We start from the raw sequence: 26,642 nt of genomic DNA, 5'->3' as shown, positions 1-26,642 counted from the left end.
AACTTGCTGGAACAGACGACCGCCGAGGCGCAAGCCGACGGCGTCCGGCGCACGATCGACGACAACTCCCTCACCCCGGTCCCCGAAACCGAACGCAAGTCCGGCTGGTACCTGTCCTGGCTGCCCGCCGGCGTGGCCACCTCGTTGCTGCAGCTGACGCTCGCGGGCACCATCACCGCGCTCGTCGGCTCGATGCTGGGCCTGCTCGCGGGCGTCCTGGTCGCGGCGTTCGTGCTCGCGATCGGCTGGCTGTTCGGCAATATCGCCCGCGTCGAGGGCCTGTCCGGCACCGTGCTCCCGCGCTTCTACGGGCTCGGCGTGCGCGGCTCGGCGATCTCCTCGCTCGCTTTCGCGATCATGATCATCGGGTTCTGCGCGAGCGAGAACGTGCTGCTGTACAACGGAACCCTGTTCGCGCTGGGCTGGCAGGACAGCACCGGCTCCCGCATCCTCGTCTACGGCGTGCTGACCGTGGCGTGGATCGTGCTGTCGATGTTCGGCATCAAGGTGGTCGCCCGCACGTCCTCCGCGCTGGTGATCCTCTTCCTGCTTCTGCTGGCGTACATGGTCTTCCGCATCTACGACACCTCCGGCGCGACCCTCGGTGAGGCGTTCACCAAAGCCGCCACCGTGTCCACCGGCTCCGGGGCGTCCCGGTTCTTCGAGGTCGTCGGCATCCTCGGCGGGCAGGGCGCGGCGCTGATCCTGGTCAACGCCGACTACACGCGCTACGCCCGCGGCCGGTCGTCCGTCGGCGGCGTGAACCTGGTCGGCGTGATCATGCTCGACCTCGTCGGCATCGCGCTCGGCGTGCTGGTGCTCACCGGCGGGAGCAGCCTGGCCGGCGACTACCTGGTCGCCCACGGGCAGGCGACCCCGGCCGGCGCCGCGGCCGCCGCGACGGCACTGGCGACGACGAACACCGGCGCCTACTTCGTGATCGTCTCCGGCACCATCGGCTTCGTGCTGATGTACGTGGCGCAGGCGAAAGTCCAGGTGCTCAACGTCTACTCCGGCTCGCTGGCGCTGTCGAACCTCTGGCATGTGCTCACCGGCCGTACCCCGAACCGGTTCGTGATGATCCTCGTGGCCAACGCGGTCTGCCTGCTCCTGATCGCCGCCGGGGTGTTCGCGCACCTGTCCGGGTTCATCAGCGTGCTCGGTATGATCATGATGGGCATCATCGCCACGGCCATCGCCGACTACTACTTCGTGTCCCGGCGCGACCGGCGGCACCGCGAGGAACCGGTCAACTGGGCCGGTGTCGTGACCGTCGCCGTGTCGTCGGTGGTGTCGTACGTGCTGTCGGAGACCGGCTTGTTCCCGTTCGGCTTCCTCAGCGCCACCGTGCTTTGCCTGGTGCTGTACCCGTTCGCCCGAACCTCCCTGCTCAAGCCGAAGGCGGTCGCTCATGACTGACGGGATCCGCCGGGCCTACGCCGACACGGCCGTGGGCCAGGTGCACTACGCGGAAGCGGGCAGCGGCCCGGTCGTCGTGCTGCTGCACCAGACTCCGCGCTCCCACGACGAGTTCCGCGAGCTGCAACCGTTGCTGGCCAAGGAGAACCGGGTGCTGGCGCTCGACATGCCCGGCTTCGGGCAGAGCGCCCGGCTGCCCGCGCCGCAGACGATCGAGCTGTTCGCCCACGGCGTGCTGGCCTTCCTCGACGCGCTGGAGCTGGCGGAGGTCGCGGTACTCGGGCACCACACCGGGGGAGCGGTCGGCGTCGAGCTGGCCGCCGCGAACCCGGACCGCGTGCGGGCGCTCGTGCTCTCCTCCACGCCCTGGACCGGCCCGGACTACCGTGCCGACCACGCCGACCGCACCACCGTGGACGAGGTCGGCCCGAGCGAGGACGGGCGGCACCTGGTCGAGATGTGGGGCATCCGGCGCCCGTACTACCCCGGAGACCGGCCCGATCTGCGCGACCGGTTCCTGCACGACGCCCTGGCCCACGGCGTCGACCCGGCCGAGGGCCACCGCGCCTGCGTGCGCTACCGGATGGAGGAGCGGATCGGGCTGGTCACCGCCCCGGTGCTGCTGATCGGCGGCGAGGCGGACCCGTTCGCCCTGCCTGACGTGCCGAAGCTCGACAAGCACCTGGTGCACGCCGCGAGCCGGAAGGTGGTGACCATTCCCGGCGGCATGGTTCCGTTGATGGAGCAGTGCCCGGCCGAGGTCGCCGCCGCGGTGCTGCCCTTTCTGCGCGGCTGAACGAGGGAGGCACGGATGGGAGCGTTCGAGGAGGTGCTCGCCGAGCTGGGCGAGCGCAAGGAGGAGTTCCACGCACAGCGCTACGTCCCACGGGACTTCGTGGACAAGCTCAAACCACTCGGCGTCTACCGGGCCTCGACGCCCGCCCGCTTCGGCGGGGAGCCGATGCCGCCGGCGGAGTTCCTGCGGATGGTCGAGCGCATCTCTGCCGTCGACGGTTCGGCAGGCTGGGTGGCCAGTTTCGGTTCTCAGCTGGTCTACCTCGGCTCGCTGCCGCTGGAGTCGCAGGCGAAGATGTTCGCCGGCGGGCCGGACGTGGTGTTCGCCGGGGCGCTGTTCCCGGTGCAGGAGGCCGTGCCCACCGACGCCGGCTTCCGCGTCAGCGGCCGGTGGAAGTTCGCCAGCGGCTGCATGGCCGCCGACATCATCTGCGTCGGCATCCCCGGCGACGACGCCTCCGCGGGCAAGCCGCGCGGCGCGCTGCTGCGGCCGGAGGACGTCGAGATCGTCCAGGACTGGGACGTCGAAGGCATGCGCGCCACCGGTTCCTTCGACCTGGTCGTCCGGGACGTCGAGGTGCCGCGGGAGTGGACCTTCGTGCGCGGCGGCGCGCCCGTGCTCGACGAACCGCTGTACCGGTACCCGGCGATCACCTATGCGGCCCAGTCGCTTTCGGTGGTGTCCGCCGGGGTCGCGCGGGCGGTGCTGGACGTCGCCGAAGAGGCCGGCGGCGGACGGGCGAGTATCACCGGCGCGCCGAAACTTGCCGATCGCGCCTACTACCGTGCCGCTGTCGCGGAAGCCGAGGCGTCGTTGCGGTCCGCCCGCGCGTATTTCTACGAAGCGGCCGAAGAAGCCTGGGAGGGCATCCTCGACGGCAACGGCGTGAGCGACCGCCGCAACGCGGACATGCGCCTTTCGGCCGCGCACCTGGCCCGGACCGCCTCGTCCGTGGTGGAGAAGATCGTGTCGGTCTCCGGCACCTCGGTGATCTTCAGCGGACACCCGCTGCGGCGGCTCGTCGCCGACGCTCAAGTGCCCCAGTCGCACGCCTTCCTGAGTCTCGCGATGTACGACGCGGCGGGCGCGGTGTTCCTGGGGCAGCCGCCGACCGTGCCGGCGTTCCGCTGATGCGGCCACGTTCCTTCGCCGAAGCGGTACTGGCCCGGGCCGAAGCCGAGCCGGACGGCGAACTCGTCCGGCTGGCGGGGCAACCCGGGTGGACGGCGGGTGAGCTGGCCGAACGGGCGATCGCGAACGCGCGCGGGCTGGCGCGGCTGGCCGGGCCGGGTGACGTGGTCGCCACGGCCGTGCGGGGCGGCCCGGAGGCGATCGCGCTCACGACGGCGTTGTCCTTGCTGGGCGCGGTCGAACTCCCGGTGCCGTCCGAGCTGGACCCCGCGTGGGCGCGGCAGCTGGCGAAGTCGGCCGGCTGCGTGGTGACGGTCGCGGATTCGGCCCGGTTGAGCGAAGAACCCCATCTGGCGAGACTGGCCGAGTCCACTGTGGTCAGTGATGACGGGCTGGCCGCGCGGGGTGGCAGGCTGCCGAGCTTCGTGCCCGGACTGGACACCCCGGCGCTCGTGGTGACGACGTCGGGCACCACCGGGAAACCCAAGGGCGCGGTCCTGCCGAACGGCGCCGGGCTCGGGCAGGCGGACCGGGTCCAGCGGGCGATGCGGTACGACGGTTCCGACGTGCTCTACAACTTCTTTCCCTGGCAGCACATCAACGCCCGGCACGCCGCGTTCCTGCCCGCGGTACTGGGCGGCGCGGTGCTGGTCGTGGACCGGCGGTTCTCCGCGTCGCGGTTCTGGGACGTGGCCAGGGCCGAGGGGATCACGGCGTTCAACTTCATGGGTGCCGTGTGCGTGATGCTGCTGCGCCGGCCACCGGACAGCGGCGGACACCGGGTCCGGCGCGCCTACGGTGGCCCGGCACCGGCGTGGCTCGTGCACGAAATGGCCGACCGCTTCGGGGTCGAGTTGTTGCAGGCCTACGCGTGCACCGAACTCGGCGACGTCGCGACCACCCCGGTCGGCGAGGTGCGCCCGGGCGCGGCCGGACGTCCGGTGCCGGAGTACGAGGTGCGCGTGGTGGACGGTGCGCTGTACGTCCGTCCACAAGGGACGAACCTGACGTTCACCCACTACGTCGGCGATCCGGAGGCGACGGAGTCGGCGTGGCACGACGGCTGGTTCCGCACCGGCGACCAGGCGCGCCTCGAAGACGGCTGGCTGTATTTCGAAGGCCGGTCCGCGGACGTGATCCGGCGGCGTGGCATGAACATCAGCGCGGTCGGCGTGGAGGACGCGGCCGCGTCGATGCCCGGCCTCACCGCGGCCGCCGCGGTCGGCGTCCCGTCGGAGCTCACCGAGGACGAGGTGCTGCTCGTCGTCGTGGGCGACGTCGACCCCCGGGCCGTGCACGAACACTGCGCGGCCCGGCTGCCCCGGCACGCCGTGCCGCGGTACGTGAGCGTGGCGGAAGACCTGCCGCGCAACGGAAGTTTCAAAGTCGTCCGGGCGGCCTTGCGGGACCGGGGCCTGCCGCCGGGGGTCTGGGACGCGGAAACCGGAGGAGTCGCATGACCGAGCACGTGCTGGCGATGAACGACCAGGAGCTGCCCTTCCACCCCGCGCGGGCGGCGTTGCTGGTGATCGACATGACCAACGACTTCCTCGCCGAGGGCGCGCCGTACGAATGCGCCGACGGGCGGGCGCTGCTGCCGCACATCAACCGGCTCATCGGCCTGGCCCGCGCGAAGGGCCTGCCCGTGGTGTGCACGACGCAGGTGCACCACCCGGGCGGCGCCGACCTCGGCATGGTGCGCCACCTGCACCCGCTCACCGGCTCGGGCAAGGCGCTGGTCGAGGGCACCGAGGGCGTCGAACTGCATCCGGAGCTCGACTTCGACCCGGCCACCGACGAGTTCCTGGTCAAACGCCGCTACTCCGCCTTCTACGGCACCGACCTGGAGAACTACCTGCGGCGCCGCAGGATCGACTCGGTGATCATCACCGGTGTCGCCACCCACTCCTGCTGCGAGGCGACCGCGCGGGACGCGCTCTTCCGGGACTTCGCGGTGTACTTCGTGTCCGACGCGACGGCCACCGTCGGCCTCTCCGACGCGGGCTGGGGTTCCTTCACAGCCGAGGAGGTGCATCGCTTCGCGCTGACCGACATCGCCCATTTCCTCGGCCGCGTCGGCACCACCGACGAGCTGGCGGCGCTGCTCGGCTGAGCCCCGTGCCGGTGTCCGGGGCGGGGGCGGCGCCGGTCGCGGAATGCAGAGGTTTCCGGCATCACCGCGTGGACCTGGCTGGGTTACTGCGCGGTGTAACCGCCGTCCACGTGGAGGACAGCTCCCGTGGTGTACGACGAGCCGGCGCTGAGCAGGGGAACGACCAGATGTGCGATATCCGCGGGAGTGCCCCACCGGCCGACGGGTATCTGAGCGGTGAAAGCGCTGTCGGTGTCGGCGGCGTTCATCGGCGTGCGGACGGGGCCGGGAGCCACGCAGTTGACAGTCACACCGGTACCGGCCACTTCGAGCGCTGTCGACCGGGTGAGCGCCGCTACCGCGCCTTTCGTTGCCGCGTAGCCGCCTCGCTCGGGCGCGCCGGTCGAACCCAGCACCGAACCGATCGTGACGATCCGGCCGAACCCCGCCTCGAGCATCCCGGGAAGCGCGGCGCGGATGGCAAGCCAGGTGCCGATGACGTTCGTCTCCAGGGCGGCGCGGAAATCGTCGGGCGCCAGCGTCAGCGCAGAGCCTCGCGCGAGGCGGCCTGCGGAGGTGACGAGCCCGGTGACCGGACCCCATCTGGTGGTCGTGTGGTCCATGGCGGAGGCGAGCGACCCGGGGTCGGTGGTGTCGGCGGCCAGGACGACGTGCTCAGTGCCGGCGAGTGTTTTCCGGGCTTCCCGCCGGCGTTCTTCGGTCTGGCCGAGCACCGCGACCGGTCGGCCGGACCGAGCCACCGCCTCGGCGATCGCGAGCCCGATCCCGCTGGTGCCACCGGTCACGACGACCGGACCCTCGTGAGTGGACGATTGTGCGGTCATTCCGGGAGTGTCGTGGTACACCGGTGATCCGCCAACGGAACCGGTCCGTAGAGCGGACCGTGAGCCGCCATCGGCCGGGCCGCGCGGGAAAGGTCCGCGGTGGCGCGGTCGTCGGCTGTCGCGGGTGGCGGCGTGGCATCGTGCGGGGCACATCCCCAGACTGGCCAGTAGGACGCCTGCGCAAAACCAGCGCCACATGAGTGTCCGAGGGGGGACTTGAACCCCCACGCCCGTTAAGGGCACTAGCACCTCAAGCTAGCGCGTCTGCCATTCCGCCACTCGGACTTGCTGCGGAACAGACTAACGGATGCCCCCTGCCGCGTACGCCCGGGGGGCCGTGTGCTCAGCTGCGGACGGTTGCGATATAAGTCCGCCCGCTCACGCACGGTTAGCCGAGCTGGGCCGCCAGCCTGGTGGCGGCTTCGACGACCTCGGCGCCGAGTTTGTCCTCGTCGGGGGCTTCGAACAGGGACAATCCGATGCTGATCGGCATCTCGGTGCCGGACCGCGGGACGACGGCCGAGATCCCGACGATCCCGTGCGAGATCTCCCCATGGGACACGGCGAACCCCCGCTCGCGGGCGCGGGTGACTTCTTCGCGTTCGCCGGTGGTCGGGGGGAGCGCGGCGAGGATCGCGAGGCCCGCGGAGCCGCGGTCGATCGGGTCCATCTGGCCCGGCCGGAAGCTCACGTGCATCCGGGCCTGATGCGGCTCGACGATCATCAGCATCCGCACCTGGCTTTCGTTCTCGCGCACGACCAGGTGCGCGGTGGCCTGCGTGGCGTCCGTCAGCTCCTCGAGAATCGGGCGCGCGAGCGTGCGGAGGTCCTGTTCGACGGGCTCGGCGAGGCGCACCAGGCCGGTCCCCAGCGAAATGCGCTTGAACTTGTCCCGCCGGCACAGCTGATGCGCCTCCAGTGTCCGCACGAGGCGGTGCGCGACGGTCCGGTGCACGCCCACGGCCTCGGCGATTTCGGTCAGCGACATCCCCTGCGGATGCGTGACCAGCAGCTCCAGCACCTGCAGGCCGTTGTGCAGCGTCTTCGACATGCCGCTGTCGAGTTCGACGTCCACGGTGGCCCTCCTCTTGACGCGCGGGTCGACGGCGACCTACTGTTTCCGTAGATCGCACACTGCGTGCGATAATAGCACGTCGAGGCGGACGTGCAAGCCCCGAAGGCGGGGCGGTTTCCCGGAGGTAGTCGTGACAGGTGAGGTCATCGCTGACGTCGGCACCGAAACGCTAGTGGCCATCCACCGGCTCTACGGCGCGCAGAGTCACTTCATCGACGACGGCCACGCCCAGGCCTGGGCGGCCACGTTCACCGCGGACGGCGAGTTCCATTCGCCGAGCTACCCCGCCCCGGTCGTGGGCACTGAGGAACTGACGCGCTTCGCCGAGCGGTTTTTCGCCGGGGAGGGCACCACGCGCCACGTCCTCACGAACGTGTACGTCGAATCCGCCGACACCGTCTCCGCCACCGTGCGGGCCTACCTTCAGATCGTGCACACGCCGGAGGGCGGGGCGTCCCGCCTGGTGCGGCAGACGACGATCATCGATCACCTCGCGTTCGACGGGGCCTGGCGCATCCGGCGCCGGGAAGTCCGCCGCGACGACGAGCCGGTTTCCCAGTCAGGAGAACAACAATGAGCGAGCCCACCGGACCCGGCCGTGTCCTGCACGAGCCGATGACCGCCGTCTACCCCGAGTTCGCGGGCAAGACGGCCGTGGTCACCGGAGCCGCGCGGGGCATGGGCGCCCGCTTCGCCGCCGCGCTCGCCGCCCGTGGCGTGAACGTGGTCGGCGCCGACATCAGCGAAGAGCAGATGCAAGCCACCGCGGCGGAACTCAACGAGGAACTGTCCACACTGGACAAACCGGGGCAGGTCGTCGCCGCCCGCATCGACGTGACCAAGCCGGACGAGCACGAGGCCGTCGCACAGGCCGCGCTCACGCAGTTCGGGCGCATCGACTTCTGGATCAACAACGCGGGCATCTTCCCGTTCGCCCTCGCCGAGGAGATCACGCCGGAGCAGATCAACGCCACGCTCTCGGTCAACGTCGAGGGTGTCCTTTATGGAGCGCAGGCCGCCGCCCGCCACATGGAGCCGGGTAGCGCGATCGTCAACATGTCCTCGGTCTCGGCGATCCGCGTGCGCCGCGGCCGCGGCGCCTACTGCACCTCCAAGGCCGCGGTGGCGCACTTGACGGAATCTCTCGCCGTCGAGTTGGGGGACAAGGGAATCCGGGTCAACTCGATCGCCCCGGGCTACATCGACACCGAGATGACCCGCTGGGTCAAGGAGGACCCGCAGGCCCTGCAGCACGCCCTCGACGTCGTCCCGCTGCACCGCCTCGGCTCGCCCGAAGAAGTCGTGGGCCCCATGCTGTTCCTGCTCTCCGACAGCGCGCGCTACGTGACCGGCCACAGCATCGCCGTCGACGGTGGTTCCCGGCATGTCTGAGCAGTATCCGGGCGTCGTGCTCATCACGGGCGCCGCGGCGGGCATGGGCGCGAGCCACGCCCGCGCCCTCGCGGAGCAGGGCACGCACGTCTGCCTCGCCGACGTCGCCGACGCGACGCCGGTCGTCGAGGAGATCGTGGCGGCCGGCGGTTCCGCTTCCGCGCACACCCTGGACGTGACCGACCCGGCCGCGTGGCAGCGGGTGGTCGCGGAAATCCTGGACAGCAAAGGGGAACTCGGCGGCCTGGTGAACAACGCCGGCATCTCGCGGCGGCTGGAGTTCCTCGACACGACCGACGAGATCTGGGAGAAAACCCTGCGGATCAACCTGTTCGGCCCGTTCTACGGCATGAAGGCCGTGGCGGAGCCGATGCGGGACGCCGGCGGCGGGCCGATCGTCAACATCTCCTCGATCTCCGGCCAGATCGGGTACTTCTCCCCGGCGTACTCGTCGAGCAAATGGGGACTGACGGGACTGTCCAAATCGGCCGCGGGCACCTTCGCGAAATGGGGGATCCGGGTCAACTCGGTGCATCCGGGACTCGTCGGCACGGCCCTGCTGGCCGGCGCGGACAAGTTCGTCGAATCCGCCGTCGCCAGCATCCCGGCGGGGCGGATGGCCGACCCCGCCGAGATCACGAAGGTCGTGCTGTTCCTGCTGTCGGACTCGTCCGGCTACATGAACGGCAGTGAGGTCACCGTCGACGGCGGGCTGGTCTCCAACGGGCTCTACCACCGCATTCTCGCCGACGCCGAAGGGGAACTGTCATGACGGACGTCGACGTCATCGTGATCGGTGGTGGCGGCGCCGGGCTTTCGGCGGCTGTCTCCGCGGCCGAGAGCGGCGCGAGCGTGCTGTTGTTCGAGTCCGAAAAGGAGCTCGGCGGATCCACCCAGCTTTCCGCCGGGCTGTTCACCGCCGCGGGCACGAGTGTCCAAAAGGGACTCGGCATCGAGGACTCGGCGGAGAAGTTCTTCCAGCACTACATGGATCTCAACCACTGGGTGCTGCGGCCCGGTCTCATCGCGGCGTTCTGCCGCAACGCCGGGCCGACGCTGGAATGGCTGATCGGGCTCGGGGTCGAGATCCCGGCGAAGGTGTCCAGTAACGCGCACATGCCGGGGCTGTGCCAGGCGGGTGTGGAGGACGTCTGGCGCGGGCACGTGCCGAAGGACCAGGGCTACGGACTCGTGCAGGTGCTGGCGAAGGCGGCGCGCGCGAACAAGGTCGACATCGTGCTCAACACCCGTGTGCAACGGCTGATCGAGGAGGACGGCCGGGTTGCGGGCGTCGTCGCGGACGACCTCGAAGTGCGGGCCAACGCGGTGGTCGTGGCCAGCGGCGGGTTCGCACAGAACAAGGCGCTGCTGGCGAAGTACTACCCGGCGACGCTTCGGGCGGGCGACGACCTGTTCGTCGTGGCCGCCGAAGGCAGCCGCGGCGACCACATCGGCTTCGGTGAGCAGGTGGGCGCGGCGCTGGCGGGCGACGGGTGGGGTCTGCTGATGCCCACCGCGTACCTGCAGCGGATGCACCACTGGCAGTCCGGTTTCCCGCCGAAGTCGCGGATCTACGTGAACGACCGTGGCAGGCGGTTCATGGATGAGGACGCCTCGTACGCGGTGTCCGGCGGCATCATCGACGCGCAGGGAGGCACGGTCTGGAACGTCTTCGACGAACGCGCCCGGCTGGCGCTGGGCGAGGGCTACGCGCACTGGAACGCCGAGGTCGTGGCCGCGGAGGCGGAGGCGGGCCGGACGATCCGCGCGGGTAGCCTTGAGGAGCTGGCCGGGAAGATCGGCGTCCCGGCAGCCGCGCTCACGGCCACCGTCAACCGGTGGAACGAGCAGCTCCCGCACGGCACCGACCCGGACTTCCTGCGGCACCGGACGCTGGCGAACAAGGGCTCGGCGGAGAACCCCGAACCGATCGGCACGGCGCCGTTCTACGCCGTGCGCACGCTGCCCGCGGAGCTGGTGTGCACACACGCGGGCCTCGAAATCGACGAGCACGCGGCGGTGCGCGACGAGAACGGCGACGTGATCGGAGGCCTGTTCGCCGCGGGCGAGGCCGGGGCCGGCGTGCTCGGCCTGCGCTACGTCGGCGGCGGCAACGCGGTCGCCAACGCCCTGACCATGGGCCGCGTCGCCGGACGCAACGCCGCCCGCTGACCACCGGACTCAACGACGAGGAGAAACGACGATGGAAGAAACCGAACTGGGCAGACGAACCGTCCGCAAGGTGACCGGCCGGATCCTGCCGCTGATCGGCCTGCTCTACGTGTTCAACTACATGGACCGCTCGAACATCAGCTACGCGCAGCTGGGCATGCAGCACGAGCTGGCCATCACCACCGCGGTGTTCGGGACGGCGTCGGCGATCTTCTTCCTCGCCTACGTGGTGTTCGAGATCCCCAGCAACATGATCATGAAGAAGGTCGGCGCCCGGATCTGGCTGGCGCGGATCGCGATCACGTGGGGCATCGTCACGGCGATCACCGGGTTCGTGCACGACATTCCGCAGCTCTATATCGCGCGGATCCTGCTCGGGGTGGCCGAAGCGGGGTTGTTCCCCGGGCTGCTGCTGTACCTGACGCTGTGGTTCCGCGGCAAGGAACGCGGGCGGGCCATCGCGGGGCTGGCGCTGGCGCAGCCGGTCGCGATGATCATCGGCTCGCTGACCGGCGGGCTGATCCTCGACCACGTGCACTGGTTCGGGCTGTCCAGCTGGCGCTGGGTGTTCCTGCTGCAAGGCGTGCCGGCGGTGCTGATCGGCATCGTGGTGCTGATCTCCCTGCCGAACGTGCCGAGCAAGGCGAAGTGGCTCTCCCGCGAGGAGGCGGGCTGGCTGCAGAACGAGATCGACAAGGAGTATCAGCCGGAGCAGAAGGGCTCGCTGCTGGGCGAGCTGCGGGTGATGGGGGACAAGAAGGTCCTGTACCTGGCGATCGCGAACTTCTTCGCCGCGTGCGGGCTGTACGGGTTCACGTTCTTCCTGCCGCAGATCGTGAAGCAGATCGACTCCGGGTACTCCTCGACGAACATCGGGTTCCTGGGCGCGATCCCGTTCGTCGTCGGCGCGATCGGGATGCTGGTGGTGGCGCGCAACTCCGACCGGACGGGGGAGCGGCGCGGGCACGTGATCTTCCTGATGCTGCTCGCCGCGGCAGGGCTGCTCGGCACGATCTGGTTCCGGCACAACCCGGTGGTGGCGTTGACGTGCCTGTCGCTGGTGGCGATCGGCGTGCTCGGCTACATGGCGCCGTACTGGGCGATGGCGGCGAAGGTTATGTCGAAGGAGCACACGGCGGTCGGCCTCGCGGCGATCAACTCGATCGCCGCGCTGGGCGGGTTCTTCGGGCCGTATGTGATCGGCAAGAGCGCGACCGTGGACAACGTCTCGGCGGGGCTGTACTTCCCCGTCGGCTGCCTCGTGGTCTGCGCGATCATGCTGGCGTTCCTCAAGGTGCAGCGCGACAAGCCCGCCGGTGCCGAGGAACCGGACGTGGAGGTCGCCGCCACGCGGTGATCGCGTCAGGCGGGCAGGGGGTGCGTTCCGGGCGGGCGCACCCCCTGTTTCGGTACCGCGTCAGGTGAACGGTCAGAGGCGTTCGATGATGGTGGCGTTCGCGAGGCCGCCTGCTTCGCACATGGTTTGCAGGCCGTAGCGGCCGCCGGTCTGCTCGAGGACCGACAGCAGCGTGGTCATCAGCCGGGCGCCGCTCGCGCCGAGGGGGTGGCCGATGGCGGTCGCGCCGCCGTTGACGTTGACCTTCGCGAGGTCGGCTCCGGTTTCCGCCTGCCACGCGAGCACGACGCTGGCGAAAGCCTCGTTCACTTCGAAGGCGTCGATGTCCGAAAGGGACAGTCCGGCCTTCCCGAGCACCTTCTCCGTCGCCGGGATCACGCCCGTCAGCATGAACAACGGGTCGTCGCCCACCACGGCCGTCGTGTGGATGCGGGCGCGTGGGCGCAGGCCGAGCCGGGAAGCGGTTTCGCTGCTGGTGATCAGCACCGCGGCCGCGCCGTCGTTGACGGGGGAGGAGTTCCCGGCCGTGACACGCCAGTCCAGCTGCGGGAAGCGCCGCTCCCAGACGTCGGCCCGGAAGGCGGGCTTCAACCCGGCGAGCACCTCGACGGACGTCGACGGGCGCACGGACTCGTCGCGCGTCAACCCGGCCAGCGGCGCCACTTCGCCGTCGAACCGGCCATCGGCCCAAGCGGCGGCGGCGCGGTGGTGACTTTCGGCGGCGAAGGTGTCGAGCCGCGCGCGGGAGAGGTTCCACTTGTCGGCGATCAGCTCCGCGCTGACGCCCTGCGGGACCAGCCCCTCGGGGTACCGCTCCGCTATCCCGTCGCCGAAGATGCTCCTGCCCGCGGTCTGGCTGCCGATCGGGATCCGGCTCATCGACTCGACGCCCGACGCGATCACGACGTCGTAGGCCGCGCTCAGAACCCCTTGCGCGGCAAACGAAATCGCCTGCTGCGACGAGCCGCACTGCCGGTCGACGGTGACCGCGGGCACCGACTCCGGCAGCCCGGCGGACAGCGCCGCCCACCGCGCGGTGTTCCCGCTCTGCTCACCGATCTGCCCGACCGCGCCGCTGATCACGTCCTCGACCGCCGCCGGGTCGATCCCGGTCCGCTCCAGCAGCGCGCGGATGGCGTGCGCGTGCAGGTCGACCGGGTGCAGGCCGGACAGCGCCCCACCGGGCTTGCCCTTGCCGACCGGCGTCCGCACCGCGTCGACGATCACCGCTTCCCGCATGGCTTCCTCCTCGAAAAGAGTGGTTACCTACGGGTATACGCTCGTGAGTTGGATTTGCCAACCCAGTCGATCCGGGTCAGGTCAGCGCGTCGGCCCCGGTCAGATCCCGCCCGATGATCAACTTCTGCACCTGGCTCGTGCCCTCGTACAGCGTCAGCACGCGGGCGTCGCGCACGTACTTGCCGACCGGGTACTCGTCGATGAACCCGTAGCCCCCGAACACCTGCAGGCAGTTGTTCGTCACGCGCACCGCTGTCTCGCTGGCCAGGTACTTCGCGGCCGACGCGTCCGTCGCGTACTCCTTCGGCGTCACGCCGGCGTCCGCCATCCGCGCCACGTGGTGGGTCATCAGCCGGGCGCTCTGCACGTCCACGGCCGCGTCCGCCAGCAGCTCCTGCACCAGCTGGAACGACGCGATGGGCTTGCCGAACTGCTCGCGCTCCTTGGCGTACCGGGTGGCCGCGTCGAGTGCCGCCTGCGCGACGCCCACCGAACCCGCGGCGACCGAGATCCGCCCGCGTGACAACGCGCCCAGCGCGATCCCGAGTCCGCGCCCGACTTCGCCGAGCCGCGCGGAATCGGGCACCCGCACGCCGTCGAAGCTCAGCTCGGCCGTCGCCTGCCCGCGCAGGCCCAGCTTTCCCTTGATCTCCGTCGCCTCGAACCCCGGCGAATCCGTGGGCACGAGGAACGCCGTGATGCCCTTCTCGTCGGTCCGTGCGAATGTCAGCGCCACCTTCGCCCAGGTACCGTTCGTGATGAACATCTTGCTGCCGTTGAGGATCCAGTCCCCGCCGTCCCGTTTCGCCCGGGTGGTCAGGGATCCCGCGTCGGACCCGGTGCCCGGCTCGGTCAGCCCGAAGCACCCGAGCGCCTCACCGCTCACCAGCCGCGGCAGCCACTCCCGCTTCTGCTCTTCGGTGCCGTACGCCGCGATCGTCTTGCTCACCAGCCCCAGCGACACCGAGACGATCCCGCGCACCGCCGAATCGCCGCGTCCCAGCTCCTCGGTCACCAGGATGTACGACAGCATGTCCGCGTCGACGCCGCCGTAGGGCTCAGGCAGCATCAGGCCCAGGAACCCGAGCTCCCCGAGCCTGCGCACGATGCCGAGGTCGACCGACTCCGCCCGGTCCCAGTCGCGCGTGTGGGGCACGATCTCGGCGTCGACGAACTCGGCGGCCATCCGCCGGAAGTCGAGCTGCGTCTCGGTGAGCCCGAAATCCCTAGCCAACATGGGAAAACTCCTTCTACAGGTCCGCGGGGGAGAGGCCGGCGGCGGTGAGCGGCAGGCCCAGCTGGGCGCGTTCGGTGATCCAGCGGGTGGGGCGGTAGCGCGGATCCCCGGTCGTTTCGTGCAACGCGGTCTGGAGCGCCAGCACCCGCGAAGCGCCGAGGCGGTCACCCCACGCGAGCGGCCCGACGGGATACCCGAGCCCGCGCGTGACGCCGAGGTCGATGTCGCCCGGGGAGGCGATGCCGTGCTCGGCGATGGCGGCCGCGACGCCCACGATGGACGCGACGAGCCGCTGAGCGACACCGCCCGCCACATCACGGACCACGGAAACCTTCTTGTCCCCCAACGAAAGCACGGCGGCCGCATCGCGGGCGGCCGTGACGTCCGACGCCGGGGTGACGGCCAGGACACGCCTGCCGGTGGGCAGCGACAGCGGATCCACGCCGAACGTCCGCTCGGGCGGCAGACCGCCCGCCGCGATGGCGGAAGCGACCGTCGTGCCCCACGTGGGCACCAGCACGATTCCGCCTTCCGCGATCGTCGCGCCCGCCAGCGCTTCCCGTACCGCGGCGTCCGGCGACCACACCGGACGGCTCGCGTCGCCGGAGATCGCTTGCTCCGGCGGGGTTTCGGCGTTGTGGTCGTACCAGCCGCGCCCGGTCTTGCGGCCGTGCAGCCCGGCCGCGACCCGGTTCGGCGTCAGGTACGAGGCACGCAGCCGGTCGGCGTACCGGAAACCCTCCCAGATGGACTCGATCACGGTCGCCGTGACGTCGAGTCCGGTGAGGTCCATCAGCTCGAACGGGCCCATCTTCAGCCCCAGCACGTCGCGTGCGATCCGGTCGATCACCACCGGCTCCGCGGCGCCTTCTTCCAGTAGCGCCAGCGCTTCGGTGACCAGGCCGCGCCCGGCGTGGTTGATCAGGAACCCTGGGGTGTCGGACACGACGACCGCTTCGTGGCCGGTGTCGCGCACGAGCCCGCTGACCTGCTCGACGATCTCCGGGCGGGTGAAGGTCCCCGGGATCACCTCGACGATCTTCATCAGCGGGGCCGGGTTGAAGAAGTGCAGGCCGACCAGCCGGGACGGATCACGCAGGGTCGCCGCGATCCGCGTGATCGGCAGCGAGGAAGTGTTGCTGGCGAACACGGTCCGCTCCGGCAGCGCCTTCTCCAGCTCCGCGAACAGCTCCGCCTTCGTGCCCAGATCCTCGCGCACGGCCTCGATCACGAGGTCCACGTCACCCGGCTGTCCGGGCGAGTCGAGGGGCACCAGCCTGCCGGAGATCGCCGCGGCGTCCTCGGCGGTGGTCCGGCCCTTCTGCACCGCGCGGTCGAGCATCGAGCGGATGAACTCCACCGCTTCGCCCACCGACTCCTGGCGCGCGTCGGCGAGCTCCACGGTGTGCCCGGCGGTGGCGGCCCACTGCGCGATCCCGCGGCCCATCACCCCGGTGCCGATCATCCTCATTCGCATTGCCGTTCCTCTCTTTCCTCAGCGCAGGTACACGCGGTCACGGTCGACATCCTCACGCAGCAGCCGCAGTTCCGCGTCGGTGGGCGGGTCGATCTCGGTCACTTCGGCCGCCACGCCGAGCTCCCAGCCGGTGTTCTCGCGGACCTGGTCCACGGTCACGCCCGGATACACGGCCTCCAGCCGGAGTTCCTCGCCCGGCCCGCCGCGGGACAGGATGCCCAGCTCGGTGATCACCTTGGTGACCCCGGCGCCGCGCGGGCGGATCCCGTCGGCCAGCGCCCGGTCCGGGCCGGGGGAGGTGCAGAAGTCCAGTTCGTCCACAAAGGACCGGGGGTCGTGGCGGCGCATCACCACGAACACCTCCCGCGAACCCGCCATCACCTCCATCGCGCCCCCGGACCCCGGCAGCCGCACCTTCGGCGCATGCCAGTCGCCGATCACCGACGAGTTCAGGTTGCCCCACCGGTCGATCTGCGCGGCGCCGAGGAACCCGACGTCGATGTGCCCGCCCTGCAGCACGTAGCCGAACAGCGCGGGCATCGACAGCACGGCCTCGGCGCCGGTGATCAGCACGGCGTCCGCGATGGTCTCGGGCAGGTGCGAGGGATGCGCGCCGCAGACGCCGGATTCGTAGACGATCTCCAGCTCCGGCGCCACGGTGAGCTGGGCCAGCGCCGCGGCGAGCGTGGGCAGGCCGATCCCGGCGAACACCGTGCGCCGCGCGGCCAGCTCCCGCGAAGCCACGACTGAAAGCCGCTCGGACGACGTGATCACAGCCGCCTCCCGTAGTTGACGGGCAGGCTCAGTGCTTCGCCGACGGCGAGTCCCGCCCAGAACTCGTCGCCGAGCTTGGCCACGTACTCGGCGTGATCGGCGGTGCCGAAGATCCACTCGTCCAGCCACGCGCGCAGCCGCGCGGGATCCTTGCTGATGTGCGACCAGGAGCGGTAGAACGCGCCGTCCCGGTCGTAGTAGCCCTGCGCGAAGGACGGATGCGCGCCGCGAGGGCATTCCACGACGGCGTCCACCGCGTGCGCAGGCACGACCGTCCGGTTCGGATCCGAGCGCACCACCTCGTCGTCGACGATCTCCTCGACGACCACCACGGCCTTGTCCGCGGCGAAGACGGCTTCGGCCTGCACACCGGTGAGACCCCAGATCTGCGTGTTGCCCGCCCGGTCCGCGCGTTGCGCCTGGATGATCGTCACGTCCGGGTTGAGCGGCGGCACGACGTAGATCTGCTCGTCGGAGTAGGGCGAGCGGACCTTGCGGATGTCCGGGTTGACCTTGGGCACGTCGCTGCCCGCGTAGGAGCGCAGCGGGAAGAACGGCAGCCGCTGCGCGCCGGCGAGGTAGCGGCAGATCATCCCGTGGTGGCTGTACTCCTCGAACTCCAGCGGCTCGGGGTCGTCGTGCTCGATCCGGCGGCGCAGCTCGCCGAGCGAGCCCGCCGAGGAGTTGCCGACGAACGAGGAGATCAGCTTCGTCACGCAGCCGCCGGCGAGCATCTGGTCCACCACGATGTCCGCCGTCATCCGCGCGACGGTGAGATTCCGCTTGCCCTGCCGGATGATCTCGTGCCCGGCCGCGGTCGGGATGAGGTGGGTGAACCCCTCCAGTGAGACGGTGTCGCCGTCCCGGACGAAGGAGGCGACGGCCTCCCGCAGGGTCATCGTCTTGTCCGGCCGCATCGCCGTGACTCCTCCTTCGCGGGCTCGGGTCCCCCTTCACCGTGGCAAAAGCATTGATTACTGTCCAATACTAGATCCGGGTTAGATCAAGACGGAGGCGAAATCAATGGAGCTGCGGTACCTGACGTCGTTCCTCGCGGTGGCCGATGAGCTGCACTTCGGCCGCGCGGCGAAGCGGCTGCAGATGGCCCAGCCGCCGCTGTCGCAGCAGATCCGCCAGCTGGAGAAGGAACTCGGGGTGCAGCTGTTCGAGCGCAACACCCGGTCGGTCCGGCTGACCAGCGCGGGGGAGGCGTTCGTCGAACCGGTGCAGCGCGTGCTGGAGGACCTTGACGTCGCGACGCGCGCGGTGCGGGCGGCGGGGCGCGGCGAGTACGGGCGGGTGAGCGTCGGGTTCGCCGGGGCGTCGAGCAACGAGAGCCTGCCGCTGCTGACGCGCGCGGTGCGTGCGGCGCATCCGGGGCTGGAACTGGTGCTGCGCGGGCAAACCTACGCGAACGTGGCGCTCGACCGGGTCGCGGACGGTTCGCTCGACCTCGGTTTCGTACGGCTGCCGGCGAACCGGCCCGGCGTGGAGACCCGGGTGATCTACGAGGAGGAGATGCTCTGCGCCGTGCCGTCGGACCACCCGTTGGCCCGGCGCGAGGCGATCGCGGTGGAGGACCTCGCGGACGAGCCGTTCGTGAGCTTCCCCGCCAACGCCGGGTCCACGGTGCGCGACGCGACCACGCGCGTCTGCGCGGCGGCGGGGTTCAGCCCGCGCATGGTGCAGGAGGCGCCGGACTCGTACACAATCCTCGCGCTGGTGGCCGCGGGCGTCGGGGTGACGCTCACTTTGACGTCCTGCCAGCACATCCAGCAGACCGGTCTCGTGTACCGGCCGCTGGCCGGGCCCGAGATCCGGCTTGAGGCGGCGCTGGCGTGGCGCGCGGACAACCCCTCGGCCGCGCTCGCCACGGTGCTGGAGATCGCCGAACAGGCTCTGCCGACCCCGGTGCGACGCTGAACTTCTCGCTGGGCCCCGGACGCGAGGACGGGACCTCGGGCGCTCGGCCTGGCCGCTCGAACCGGTCAAAGGGGACGGAGTTCAGGTGACACGGTTGTTCCCCTTCGACATCGAGGGCTCGGAGTCGCCGACCCGCTCGTGCCCCCGAACGGAGAAAGCGCTTTCTGACGCGACGGGCCGCGGTGGTTGCGCATCTGCACGGTCATCCGCACGTGCGGGAAAAACCCACCGTGGCCGGGGCTTCTCCGGCTGTCCCCTGCCGAATCGTGTCGGCAAAAACGGCGTTGGCTGACGGAAAAAGAGGTACGCTGAGCCGGAGGTGCTTGCCCGGCGCTTACTCCCCCTCGAAGTGCCGGGCCGGCGAGCGGTCCCGCTTCCCGGTGCGGACTCCCCCTATGCCCCGCGCCTGGGGCCGCTCGCCAACCCCCTTATCCCCGTCTTACGCGTGCCGGCGCACGCTGGTGTCTCCGGATGTACCAGGCCGGAGGGATCGGTGGTCGCCGTGCGGGACAGGGAAGGGGCGCGGTCCACTGTGGAGCGTCGGTGGCGGCGGGCCGTCGCGCTGACGGCCGGGGTTTCCGTGGTGCTGGGCGGAATCGCGGCGCTCCGGTGTGGCCTGGCCAAGGCGGGGCGGCGGCCGTCGAGCCGGGAAAGCCAGCGGCGGTTCGCCGCGAACGCTTCGCACGAGCTGCGCACGCCGGTCTCGGTGCAGCGCACCCTGGTCGACGTCGCGATGGCGGAAGCGGGCCCTGGCACCGAGATCCACCGCCTTGGCGGGCAGCTGCTGGCGGCCAACGAGCGCATCGAACGCGTCGTCGAGGGCCTGCTCATGCTGGCGCGGGCGGACGAGGGCCCGGCGGAGCGGGAGCCCGTCCGGCTCGACGAGGTGGCGGGCCGGGTGCTCGGCGAGCTGGCTCCGTCAGCGGCCGCGCGCGGGGTCACGCTGTCGCGCGAGTTATCGCCGAAAACCGTTGCGGGGGAGGGGTTCCTGGTCGAGCGGCTCCTTGTCGAGCTGGTGCGGAACGCGATCCAGTACAACGTGGACGGTGGTGTGGTGCGCGTCCGGGTCGGGCGCGAGGTGGTCGTGGAGAACACGGGCCCGGTGGTCGTGGCCGACGCCGTGGCGGGGCTGTTCGAGCCGTTCCGGCGGGCGTGCCCCGACCGCACCAGCCACGGCGACGGGGCCGGGCTGGGGCTGGCGATCGTGCGGTCGATAGCGCTGGCGCACGGCGGTTCCGTGCGCGCCGAGCCCGGAGTCCAGGGTGGGCTCCGGGTCACCGTCCGGTTAGCCCCGGCGCGTCACTGGGCCGCGTAGCCGCCGTCCGCCGCCGCTGGCGATCGCCGGGCGGTCCGCCACGTCGTGACCGTCCTTTGTGGACCCCGACCCCGAACACCCATCACTTGATTGAATCACATGATAGTCTCTCCGGCATGACCGTCGGTACGGAGGAACGGCTCGTGCGTGCTGCCGAGCGCCTGTTCGCCGCGCGCGGGGTCGCCGCGGTCTCGCTGCGCGCGGTCATGCAGGAGGCCGGCACGAACGTCGCCGCCGTGCACTACCACTTCGGCTCGAAGGCGGCGCTGGTCGACGCGGTCGTGCGCGGCCGCCGCGACCAGATCACCGAGGCGCGCGACGCGTTGCTGGACGCCGTCGAGGTGCCGGACGCGCGCGCCCTGGCACTGGCTTTCATCCAGCCGGTGCTGGATCTCGTCGAAAGCGGCGGCGGGGACTGGGTGCGTGTCATCGGCCAGCTGCTGGAGACCAACGACCCGGCGCTCACGCCGATCTCGGAAACCTTCTACGAGCGCAACGCCCGTTTCGTCGATCTCATGTCCCGTCTCGAACCCCGGCCCGACGAGGACACGATCGCCTTCCGGCTGACCCAGGCGATGGGCCTCACCCTGCGCGTGCTCGGCGACCTCGACCGGGTGCGCGCGCTCATGGCCGGGGCCGGGGCCGCCTGGACGGCCCGGCAGGTCGTCGCCCAGCTCACCGACGTGGTCACCGCGGTCCTCGCCGGGCCGCCCGAAGGAAGGAGCGACTGATGGGCCGGTTTTCGCTGCCGGAGCACCGCCCCGGCGGGCTGGACTCGCCGGTCACCGCCAAGGCGATCAAGTACATGGCCAAGGTCCAGACCCGGGTCTTCCGGCTCACCGGCGGCCGCGTCGGGCACAAGTGGCGCGTGGGCGCGGGCTTCCGCAACCCCGTGCCGACGCTGCTGCTCGACCACGTCGGCCGCAAGTCCGGCAAGGTGTTCAGCACCCCGCTGCTGTACCTGGAGGACGGTGCCGATCTCGTGATCGTCGCGTCGCAGGGCGGGCTCCCGAAGAATCCACAGTGGTACGCGAACCTGCTCGCTTCCCCTGACACCGTGGTACATCTGCGCAAGGAGCGTGGCCGGAAGGTGCGCGCCAGGGTTGCCACCGGTGCCGAGCGTGAGGCACTCTGGCCGCGCCTCGTCGCGCTCTACGCGGATTTCGCCAAGTACGCGGCCTGGACGGACCGGGAGATCCCGGTGGTCGTGCTCGAACCCCGGTGAGCATTGTCGGAATCGCGCGGGAACCGGTGAATCGGAAACCGGTCACCGGCGGGGGAAAAGGCGGCGAATTCCGCCGGGAAAAGGCCGCCGGGAAAGGGATTCCCGGTCCGGGCATGCGGGTGAAGCCGGTGGCCCGGGGCTCGCCGAATCACTGGCCGGACGCCTAAACTCCTCTTTCGCAAGAGTGATCGGGCAACCCGGGAGATGATGCACGTGCCCACCTCGTCACCCTCCGGGCGGGAAACCGAGCCGATCCGGCTGTTGCTCGTCGAAGACCATTCCCAAGTCGCGCTCGCGCTCGGTTCCGCCTTCGAAATGGTGCCCGGCATCGAGCTGGTGGGCCAGGCGCGCGGGGTCGAGGAGGCCGTGGCCGCGACCGCGGAGCACCGGCCGGACGTGGTGCTGCTGGACCGGCGGCTGCCCGACGGCGACGGGATCGACGCGATCGGCAGGCTGCACGAACAGTGGGCCGAGGCCAGGGTGCTCGTGTTCACCGGCGGCGCGGACCGCTCGGTGATCGACCGCGTCGCCGCCGCGGGCGGCGCCGGCCTGCTGCTCAAGGCCGGGCTGCTGGAGGACCTCGTCGCCACGATCCGCAAGGTCGCGGCCGGGGAGGACTCCTTCGACGTGGAGCTCCCCGAACACCGGATCCGCAGATGAGAGGCGGCACCATGACCTCTGCCGACCGGGTACCCGGCGACGAGCGGCTCCAGCAACTGCTCGACGGCCTGAAATCGGTGCGCGACGGGGATTTCAGCACCCGCCTGCCGCAGGTGGGCGACGTGCTGCTGGACGAGATCTCCACCGTCTTCAACGGCATGGTCGACCAGCTCGCGCTGTTCACCTCCGAGGTGACCCGCGTCGCGAAGGAAGTCGGCACCGAAGGAATCCTCGGCGGCCAGGCGCAGGTGCCCGCGGTCTCGGGCACCTGGAAGGACCTGACCGAGTCGGTCAACGCGATGGCGGGAAACCTGACCGCTCAGGTGCGCGACATCGCGAGCGTCGCGACGGCGGTCGCGAACGGCGACCTGACCCAGAAGATCACCGTGCAGGTCAAGGGTGAGCTGCTGGAGCTGAAGAACACGCTCAACACGATGGTCGGCCAGCTCTCGTCGTTCGCCGACGAGGTCACCCGGGTGGCCCGCGAGGTCGGCAGCGAAGGGATCCTCGGCGGGCAGGCCGAGGTGCCGGGTGTGGCGGGGACGTGGCGGGACTTGACGACGTCGGTGAACTTCATGGCCGGCAACCTGACCGCGCAGGTGCGGTCGATCGCCGAAGTGACGACGGCGGTGGCGAAGGGCGATCTGACCCAGAAGATCACCGTCGACGCGCGCGGGGAGATCCTCGAACTGAAGTCGACGATCAACACGATGGTCGACACGCTGTCCTCGTTCGCCGACGAGGTCACCCGCGTCGCGAAGGAAGTGGGCACCGAAGGAATCCTCGGCGGCCAGGCGCAAGTGCCGGGCGTCGCCGGGACGTGGCGGGACTTGACGACGTCGGTGAACTTCATGGCCGGCAACCTGACCGCGCAGGTGCGCTCCATCGCCCAGGTCGCCACCGCCGTCGCCCGGGGTGACCTGTCGCAGAAGATCACGGTCGACGCGCGGGGCGAGATCCTCGAGCTGAAGTCGACGATCAACACGATGGTCGACCAGCTGTCGTCGTTCGCCGACGAGGTCACCCGTGTCGCGCGCGAGGTCGGCACCGAGGGGCGGCTCGGTGGGCAGGCGGATGTGAAGGGTGTGTCGGGCACGTGGAAGGGCCTGACCGAATCGGTCAACGTCATGGCCACGAACCTGACCGACCAGGTGCGGTCGATCGCCGAGGTGACCACCGCGGTCGCGCGGGGCGACCTGTCGCAGAAGATCCGGGTCGACGCGCGGGGCGAGATCCTCGAACTGAAGGACACCATCAACACGATGGTCGGCCAGCTCTCCGCGTTCGCCGACGAAGTCACCCGCGTGTCCCGCGAGGTCGGCACCGAAGGCCGTCTGGGTGGGCAGGCGGATGTGAAGGGTGTGTCGGGCACGTGGAAGGGCCTGACCGAATCCGTCAACGTCATGGCGGACAACCTCACCGACCAGGTCCGCTCGATCGCGTCGGTGGCCACGTCGGTCGCGCGCGGTGACCTGTCCCAGCGGATCACGGTCGAGGCGAAGGGCGAAGTCGCCGCGCTGGCGCAGACGATCAACACGATGGTCGACACGCTCTCCGCGTTCGCCGACGAAGTCACCCGCGTCGCCCGCGAGGTCGGCACCGAGGGCATCCTCGGCGGCCAGGCCCGCGTGCCGAACGTCGCGGGCACGTGGAAGTCCTTGACCGACAACGTGAACTCGATGGCGAACAACCTGACCAACCAGGTGCGCTCGATCGCCCAGGTGACCACCGCCGTCGCGCGCGGTGACCTGTCGCAGAAGATCGACGTGGACGCGCGCGGGGAGATCCTCGAGCTCAAGACCACCATCAACACGATGGTCGACACGCTGTCCTCGTTCGCCGCGGAGGTCACCCGCGTCGCCCGCGAAGTCGGCAAGGAAGGCAGGCTCGGCGGGCAAGCCGAGGTCGAAGGCGTGTCGGGCACCTGGAAACGGCTCACCGAGAACGTCAACGAGCTGGCCGGGAACCTGACCCGGCAGGTCCGCGCGATCGCCGAGGTCGCCAGCGCCGTGGCCACCGGCGACCTGACCCGGTCGATCTCCGTGGAGGCCAAGGGAGAGGTGGCCGAGCTCAAGGACAACATCAACGCGATGGTGCAGTCCCTGCGCGAGACCACGCTCGCCAACGAGGAGCAGGATTGGCTCAACACCAACCTCGCGCGCACCTCGGGACTGCTGCAGGGGCACCGGGACCTGCGCGCGGTGGCGCAGCTGATCATGAACGAGCTGACCCCGCTGGTCGGCGCGCAGCACGGCACCTTCTTCCTGATGGAGCCGAGCGGGGACAGCCAGGTGCTGCGGCTGTTCGCCAGCTACGGGCACGACACCAGCGACGAGGTCAGCTTCGACCTCGGCCAGTCGCTGATCGGGCAGGTGGCGCGCACCAAGCGGCCGATCGTGGTGGACCAGACCCCGCCGGGCTACGTGCGGATCTCCTCCAGCCTCGGCTCGGCGCCGCCGGTGAACCTGATCGTGCTGCCGATCGTGTTCGAGGACCAGGTGCTCGGGGTGATCGAACTGGCGTCGTTCAGCCAGTTCCGGCCGGTGCAACGGGACTTCCTGGAACAGCTGATGGAGTCCATCGGCGTCAACGTCAACACGATCATCGCCAACGCGCGCACCGACTCGCTGCTGGAGGAGTCGCAGCGGCTGGCGGGCGAGCTGCAGACGCGGTCCGGGGAACTGCAGGCCCAGCAGGTGAAACTGCAGCAGTCCAACGCCGAGCTGGAGGAGAAGGCGGAGCTGCTGGCCCGGCAGAACCGCGACATCGAGATCAAGAACTTCGAGATCGAGCAGGCGCGGCAGGAGATCGAGGAGCGCGCCCAGCAGCTGGCGCTGGCCTCGAAGTACAAGTCCGAGTTCCTCGCCAACATGTCCCACGAGCTGCGCACCCCGCTGACGAGCCTGCTGATCCTCGCCGGGGTGCTGGCGCAGAACGCCAGCGCGAACCTGACCCCGAAGCAGGTCGAGTTCGCGCGGGTGATCCAGTCCGCGGGCACCGACCTGCTGCAGCTGATCAACGACATCCTCGATCTGTCCAAAGTGGAGGCCGGCCGGATGGACATCCATCCGGAACAGGTCCCGCTGGCGCAGCTGGTGGAGTACGTCGGCACCACGTTCCGCCCGCTGACCGCGGACAAGGGGCTGGACTTCGAGGTGACCGTGGGCGGCGACGTGCCGGAGCAGCTGTTCACCGACGAGCAGCGGCTGCGGCAGGTGCTGCGGAACCTGCTGTCCAACGCGGTCAAGTTCACCGAGAAGGGCCGGGTGGAACTGGCGGTCCGGCTCGCGGAGGAGGACGGCGACCGGGTGGAGTTCTCGGTCACCGACACCGGGATCGGGATCGCCGAGGAGAACCTGGAGACGATCTTCGGCGCGTTCCAGCAGGCCGACGGCACCACCAGCCGCCGCTACGGCGGCACCGGGCTCGGGCTGTCGATCAGCCGCCAGGTGGCGAACCTGCTGGGCGGGGAGATCCGCCCGCAGAGCCAGCTCGGCACGGGCAGCACGTTCACGCTGTGCCTGCCGGTGGCGGCGGAGTTCGACCTGTCCGGGGCGGAGCCGCGGCCGCGGCTGGGCGTGGACGGCGACCGTCGCGTGCTCGTCGTGGAAGGCCCGGACAACAGACTGCTGACCTTGCTGGTGCGGGAGTTCGTCGCGGATCTCGGCGACGCCGGCGGCCCGGTCCGGATCGAAACGGTGACTACTCCGGACGAAGCGGTCGAGGCGCTCACCGCCCGGCCGCACCGGTGCGTCGTGCTCGACGCGAGCCTCCCCGGAGCCTCGGCGCTGACGTTCCTGCAGCGCATCGGCGAAGGGGCCGAGCCGCTGTCGGTGCCCGTGCTGGCGCATCCGAGCCGCAAGCTCAGCCCGGCGCAGGAACGGCTGCTGGAGGCGCAGACCCGCAACCACCTGATCGATCTGCTGCCGTCGCTGGACGAGCTGCGGGAGCGGTTCGTGGTGCTGCTGAGCGAAAATCCGCCCCCGGTGAAGGAGCCGGCGCCGCCGGAGGCCGAGCAGCAGGAGACCGCGATCCAGCCGGTGGCGGGGGAGAGCGGCACGCCCCCGACGCTGCGCGGGCGCAAGGTGCTGCTGGTCGACGACGACCCGCGCAACGTGCTCGCCATCGCGGGAATGCTGGAGCTGCACGGGATGTCGGTCAGCCACGCGCCCAACGGCCGCAAGGGGATCGAGGCGCTGCTGGCCCGCCCCGACGTGGACCTGATCCTGATGGACGTGATGATGCCGGAGATGGACGGCTACGCCACGACGGCCGCGATCCGGGAGATGCCGCGCTTCGACAGCCTGCCGATCATCATGGTGACCGCGAAGGCGATGGCGGGGGACCGGGAGAAGAGCCTCGCGTCCGGGGCGAGCGACTACGTGACCAAACCGGTGGACGCGGAGGAGCTGTTGACCTGCATCGGCCGGTGGCTGCCGGAAAACGCCTCGTGAATTCGGTATCCGCCGGTGACCTTATGCCCTTCACGGGCGGGTCCCGCTGCGGGACGCTG

At 70.4% G+C, this 26,642-nt stretch carries 23 protein-coding genes and 1 tRNA gene; 16 read left to right on the top strand and 8 right to left on the bottom strand.

Annotated elements, in window-relative coordinates; all coding sequences use genetic code 11:
- Window positions 1–3 precede the first annotated feature (3 nt).
- The 5 genes from FPZ12_RS02360 to FPZ12_RS02340 are packed head-to-tail and all read left to right on the top strand — an operon-like array spanning window position 4 to window position 5,459.
- Window positions 4–1,419, top strand: a complete 1,416-nt coding sequence (locus tag FPZ12_RS02360; RefSeq protein WP_144745910.1) for a cytosine permease — start codon at window positions 4–6, stop codon at window positions 1,417–1,419.
- Window positions 1,412–2,215: an alpha/beta fold hydrolase gene (locus FPZ12_RS02355; protein ID WP_144745912.1), complete on the top strand. Its 804-nt coding sequence runs from the start codon at window positions 1,412–1,414 to the stop codon at window positions 2,213–2,215. The genes FPZ12_RS02360 and FPZ12_RS02355 overlap by 8 nt, the downstream gene beginning before the upstream one ends.
- 15 nt (window positions 2,216–2,230) lie before the next feature.
- On the top strand, window positions 2,231–3,346 hold the full coding sequence (locus FPZ12_RS02350) for an acyl-CoA dehydrogenase family protein (RefSeq protein WP_144745914.1): 1,116 nt from the start codon (window positions 2,231–2,233) through the stop codon (window positions 3,344–3,346).
- Complete coding sequence (locus FPZ12_RS02345; protein WP_144745916.1) at window positions 3,346–4,806, top strand: AMP-binding protein; 1,461 nt, start codon at window positions 3,346–3,348, stop codon at window positions 4,804–4,806. The genes FPZ12_RS02350 and FPZ12_RS02345 overlap by 1 nt, the downstream gene beginning before the upstream one ends.
- A complete protein-coding gene (locus tag FPZ12_RS02340) occupies window positions 4,803–5,459 on the top strand; it encodes an isochorismatase family protein (protein ID WP_144745918.1) in 657 nt (218 codons plus the stop codon). The genes FPZ12_RS02345 and FPZ12_RS02340 overlap by 4 nt, the downstream gene beginning before the upstream one ends.
- 83 nt (window positions 5,460–5,542) lie before the next feature.
- On the opposite strand, the gene FPZ12_RS02335 is transcribed toward FPZ12_RS02340, so the two are convergent.
- From FPZ12_RS02335 to FPZ12_RS02325, 3 genes are all read right to left on the bottom strand, one after another.
- Complete coding sequence (locus FPZ12_RS02335; RefSeq protein ID WP_166462533.1) at window positions 5,543–6,283, bottom strand: SDR family NAD(P)-dependent oxidoreductase; 741 nt, start codon at window positions 6,281–6,283, stop codon at window positions 5,543–5,545.
- Between the two features lie 201 nt (window positions 6,284–6,484).
- Window positions 6,485–6,568: transfer RNA gene (locus tag FPZ12_RS02330), tRNA-Leu, on the bottom strand.
- Between the two features lie 103 nt (window positions 6,569–6,671).
- Entirely contained in the window at window positions 6,672–7,358 is a 687-nt protein-coding gene (locus tag FPZ12_RS02325; RefSeq protein ID WP_243769634.1) for an IclR family transcriptional regulator, read from the bottom strand.
- 130 nt (window positions 7,359–7,488) lie between these two features.
- On the opposite strand from FPZ12_RS02325, the gene FPZ12_RS02320 reads away from it, so the two are divergent.
- From FPZ12_RS02320 to FPZ12_RS02300, 5 genes are read left to right on the top strand one after another with little or no spacing between them, the layout of a single operon-like run.
- A complete protein-coding gene (locus tag FPZ12_RS02320; RefSeq protein ID WP_243769633.1) occupies window positions 7,489–7,935 on the top strand; it encodes a nuclear transport factor 2 family protein in 447 nt (148 codons plus the stop codon).
- Window positions 7,932–8,750, top strand: a complete 819-nt coding sequence (locus FPZ12_RS02315) for an SDR family NAD(P)-dependent oxidoreductase (RefSeq protein WP_144745924.1) — start codon at window positions 7,932–7,934, stop codon at window positions 8,748–8,750. The genes FPZ12_RS02320 and FPZ12_RS02315 overlap by 4 nt, the downstream gene beginning before the upstream one ends.
- Complete coding sequence (locus tag FPZ12_RS02310) at window positions 8,743–9,522, top strand: SDR family NAD(P)-dependent oxidoreductase (protein WP_144745926.1); 780 nt, start codon at window positions 8,743–8,745, stop codon at window positions 9,520–9,522. The genes FPZ12_RS02315 and FPZ12_RS02310 overlap by 8 nt, the downstream gene beginning before the upstream one ends.
- Window positions 9,519–10,922, top strand: a complete 1,404-nt coding sequence (locus FPZ12_RS02305; protein WP_144745928.1) for an FAD-dependent oxidoreductase — start codon at window positions 9,519–9,521, stop codon at window positions 10,920–10,922. Before FPZ12_RS02310 ends, FPZ12_RS02305 begins: the two co-directional genes overlap by 4 nt.
- Window positions 10,923–10,953: 31 nt before the next feature.
- Entirely contained in the window at window positions 10,954–12,279 is a 1,326-nt protein-coding gene (locus FPZ12_RS02300) for an MFS transporter (protein ID WP_144745930.1), read from the top strand.
- A 72-nt stretch (window positions 12,280–12,351) separates the two neighbouring features.
- Here FPZ12_RS02300 and FPZ12_RS02295 read toward each other — a convergent pair whose 3' ends face one another.
- The 5 genes from FPZ12_RS02295 to FPZ12_RS02275 all read right to left on the bottom strand — a co-directional run bounded on the left by FPZ12_RS02295 (window position 12,352) and on the right by FPZ12_RS02275 (window position 17,923).
- A complete protein-coding gene (locus FPZ12_RS02295) occupies window positions 12,352–13,518 on the bottom strand; it encodes a thiolase family protein (RefSeq protein WP_144745932.1) in 1,167 nt (388 codons plus the stop codon).
- A 76-nt stretch (window positions 13,519–13,594) separates the two neighbouring features.
- On the bottom strand, window positions 13,595–14,755 hold the full coding sequence (locus tag FPZ12_RS02290) for an acyl-CoA dehydrogenase family protein (RefSeq protein ID WP_144745934.1): 1,161 nt from the start codon (window positions 14,753–14,755) through the stop codon (window positions 13,595–13,597).
- Between the two features lie 13 nt (window positions 14,756–14,768).
- The gene (locus tag FPZ12_RS02285) at window positions 14,769–16,232 is read right to left on the bottom strand and encodes a 3-hydroxyacyl-CoA dehydrogenase NAD-binding domain-containing protein (RefSeq protein ID WP_144745936.1); all 1,464 of its coding nucleotides are present in this window, start codon (window positions 16,230–16,232) and stop codon (window positions 14,769–14,771) included.
- Window positions 16,233–16,250: 18 nt separating this feature from the next.
- Window positions 16,251–17,006: a CoA-transferase subunit beta gene (locus tag FPZ12_RS02280; protein ID WP_144745938.1), complete on the bottom strand. Its 756-nt coding sequence runs from the start codon at window positions 17,004–17,006 to the stop codon at window positions 16,251–16,253.
- Complete coding sequence (locus FPZ12_RS02275; RefSeq protein WP_144745940.1) at window positions 17,003–17,923, bottom strand: CoA transferase subunit A; 921 nt, start codon at window positions 17,921–17,923, stop codon at window positions 17,003–17,005. The genes FPZ12_RS02280 and FPZ12_RS02275 overlap by 4 nt, the downstream gene beginning before the upstream one ends.
- A gap of 106 nt (window positions 17,924–18,029) precedes the next feature.
- On the opposite strand from FPZ12_RS02275, the gene FPZ12_RS02270 reads away from it, so the two are divergent.
- The 6 genes from FPZ12_RS02270 to FPZ12_RS02245 all read left to right on the top strand — a co-directional run bounded on the left by FPZ12_RS02270 (window position 18,030) and on the right by FPZ12_RS02245 (window position 26,583).
- Window positions 18,030–18,929 (top strand): LysR substrate-binding domain-containing protein, encoded by a 900-nt coding sequence (locus tag FPZ12_RS02270; RefSeq protein ID WP_144745942.1) that lies wholly within the window; start codon window positions 18,030–18,032, stop codon window positions 18,927–18,929.
- Between the two features lie 493 nt (window positions 18,930–19,422).
- Window positions 19,423–20,244: a sensor histidine kinase gene (locus FPZ12_RS02265; protein ID WP_243769632.1), complete on the top strand. Its 822-nt coding sequence runs from the start codon at window positions 19,423–19,425 to the stop codon at window positions 20,242–20,244.
- A 116-nt stretch (window positions 20,245–20,360) separates the two neighbouring features.
- Window positions 20,361–20,975, top strand: coding sequence for a TetR/AcrR family transcriptional regulator (locus FPZ12_RS02260; protein ID WP_144745946.1), 615 nt, complete (start codon window positions 20,361–20,363; stop codon window positions 20,973–20,975).
- On the top strand, window positions 20,975–21,469 hold the full coding sequence (locus FPZ12_RS02255; RefSeq protein ID WP_144745948.1) for a nitroreductase family deazaflavin-dependent oxidoreductase: 495 nt from the start codon (window positions 20,975–20,977) through the stop codon (window positions 21,467–21,469). The genes FPZ12_RS02260 and FPZ12_RS02255 overlap by 1 nt, the downstream gene beginning before the upstream one ends.
- Window positions 21,470–21,682: 213 nt before the next feature.
- A complete protein-coding gene (locus tag FPZ12_RS02250; RefSeq protein ID WP_166462532.1) occupies window positions 21,683–22,129 on the top strand; it encodes a response regulator in 447 nt (148 codons plus the stop codon).
- A gap of 11 nt (window positions 22,130–22,140) precedes the next feature.
- On the top strand, window positions 22,141–26,583 hold the full coding sequence (locus FPZ12_RS02245) for a HAMP domain-containing protein (protein WP_150980172.1): 4,443 nt from the start codon (window positions 22,141–22,143) through the stop codon (window positions 26,581–26,583).
- Window positions 26,584–26,642: the final 59 nt, after the last annotated feature.

Origin of the sequence: Amycolatopsis acidicola (assembly GCF_007713735.2) — a bacterium.
In the GTDB taxonomy this organism is placed as follows: domain Bacteria; phylum Actinomycetota; class Actinomycetes; order Mycobacteriales; family Pseudonocardiaceae; genus Amycolatopsis_E; species Amycolatopsis_E acidicola.
The sequence above is the reverse complement of the archived record's forward strand: the minus strand, read 5'-3'. Positions and strand labels throughout refer to the sequence as shown.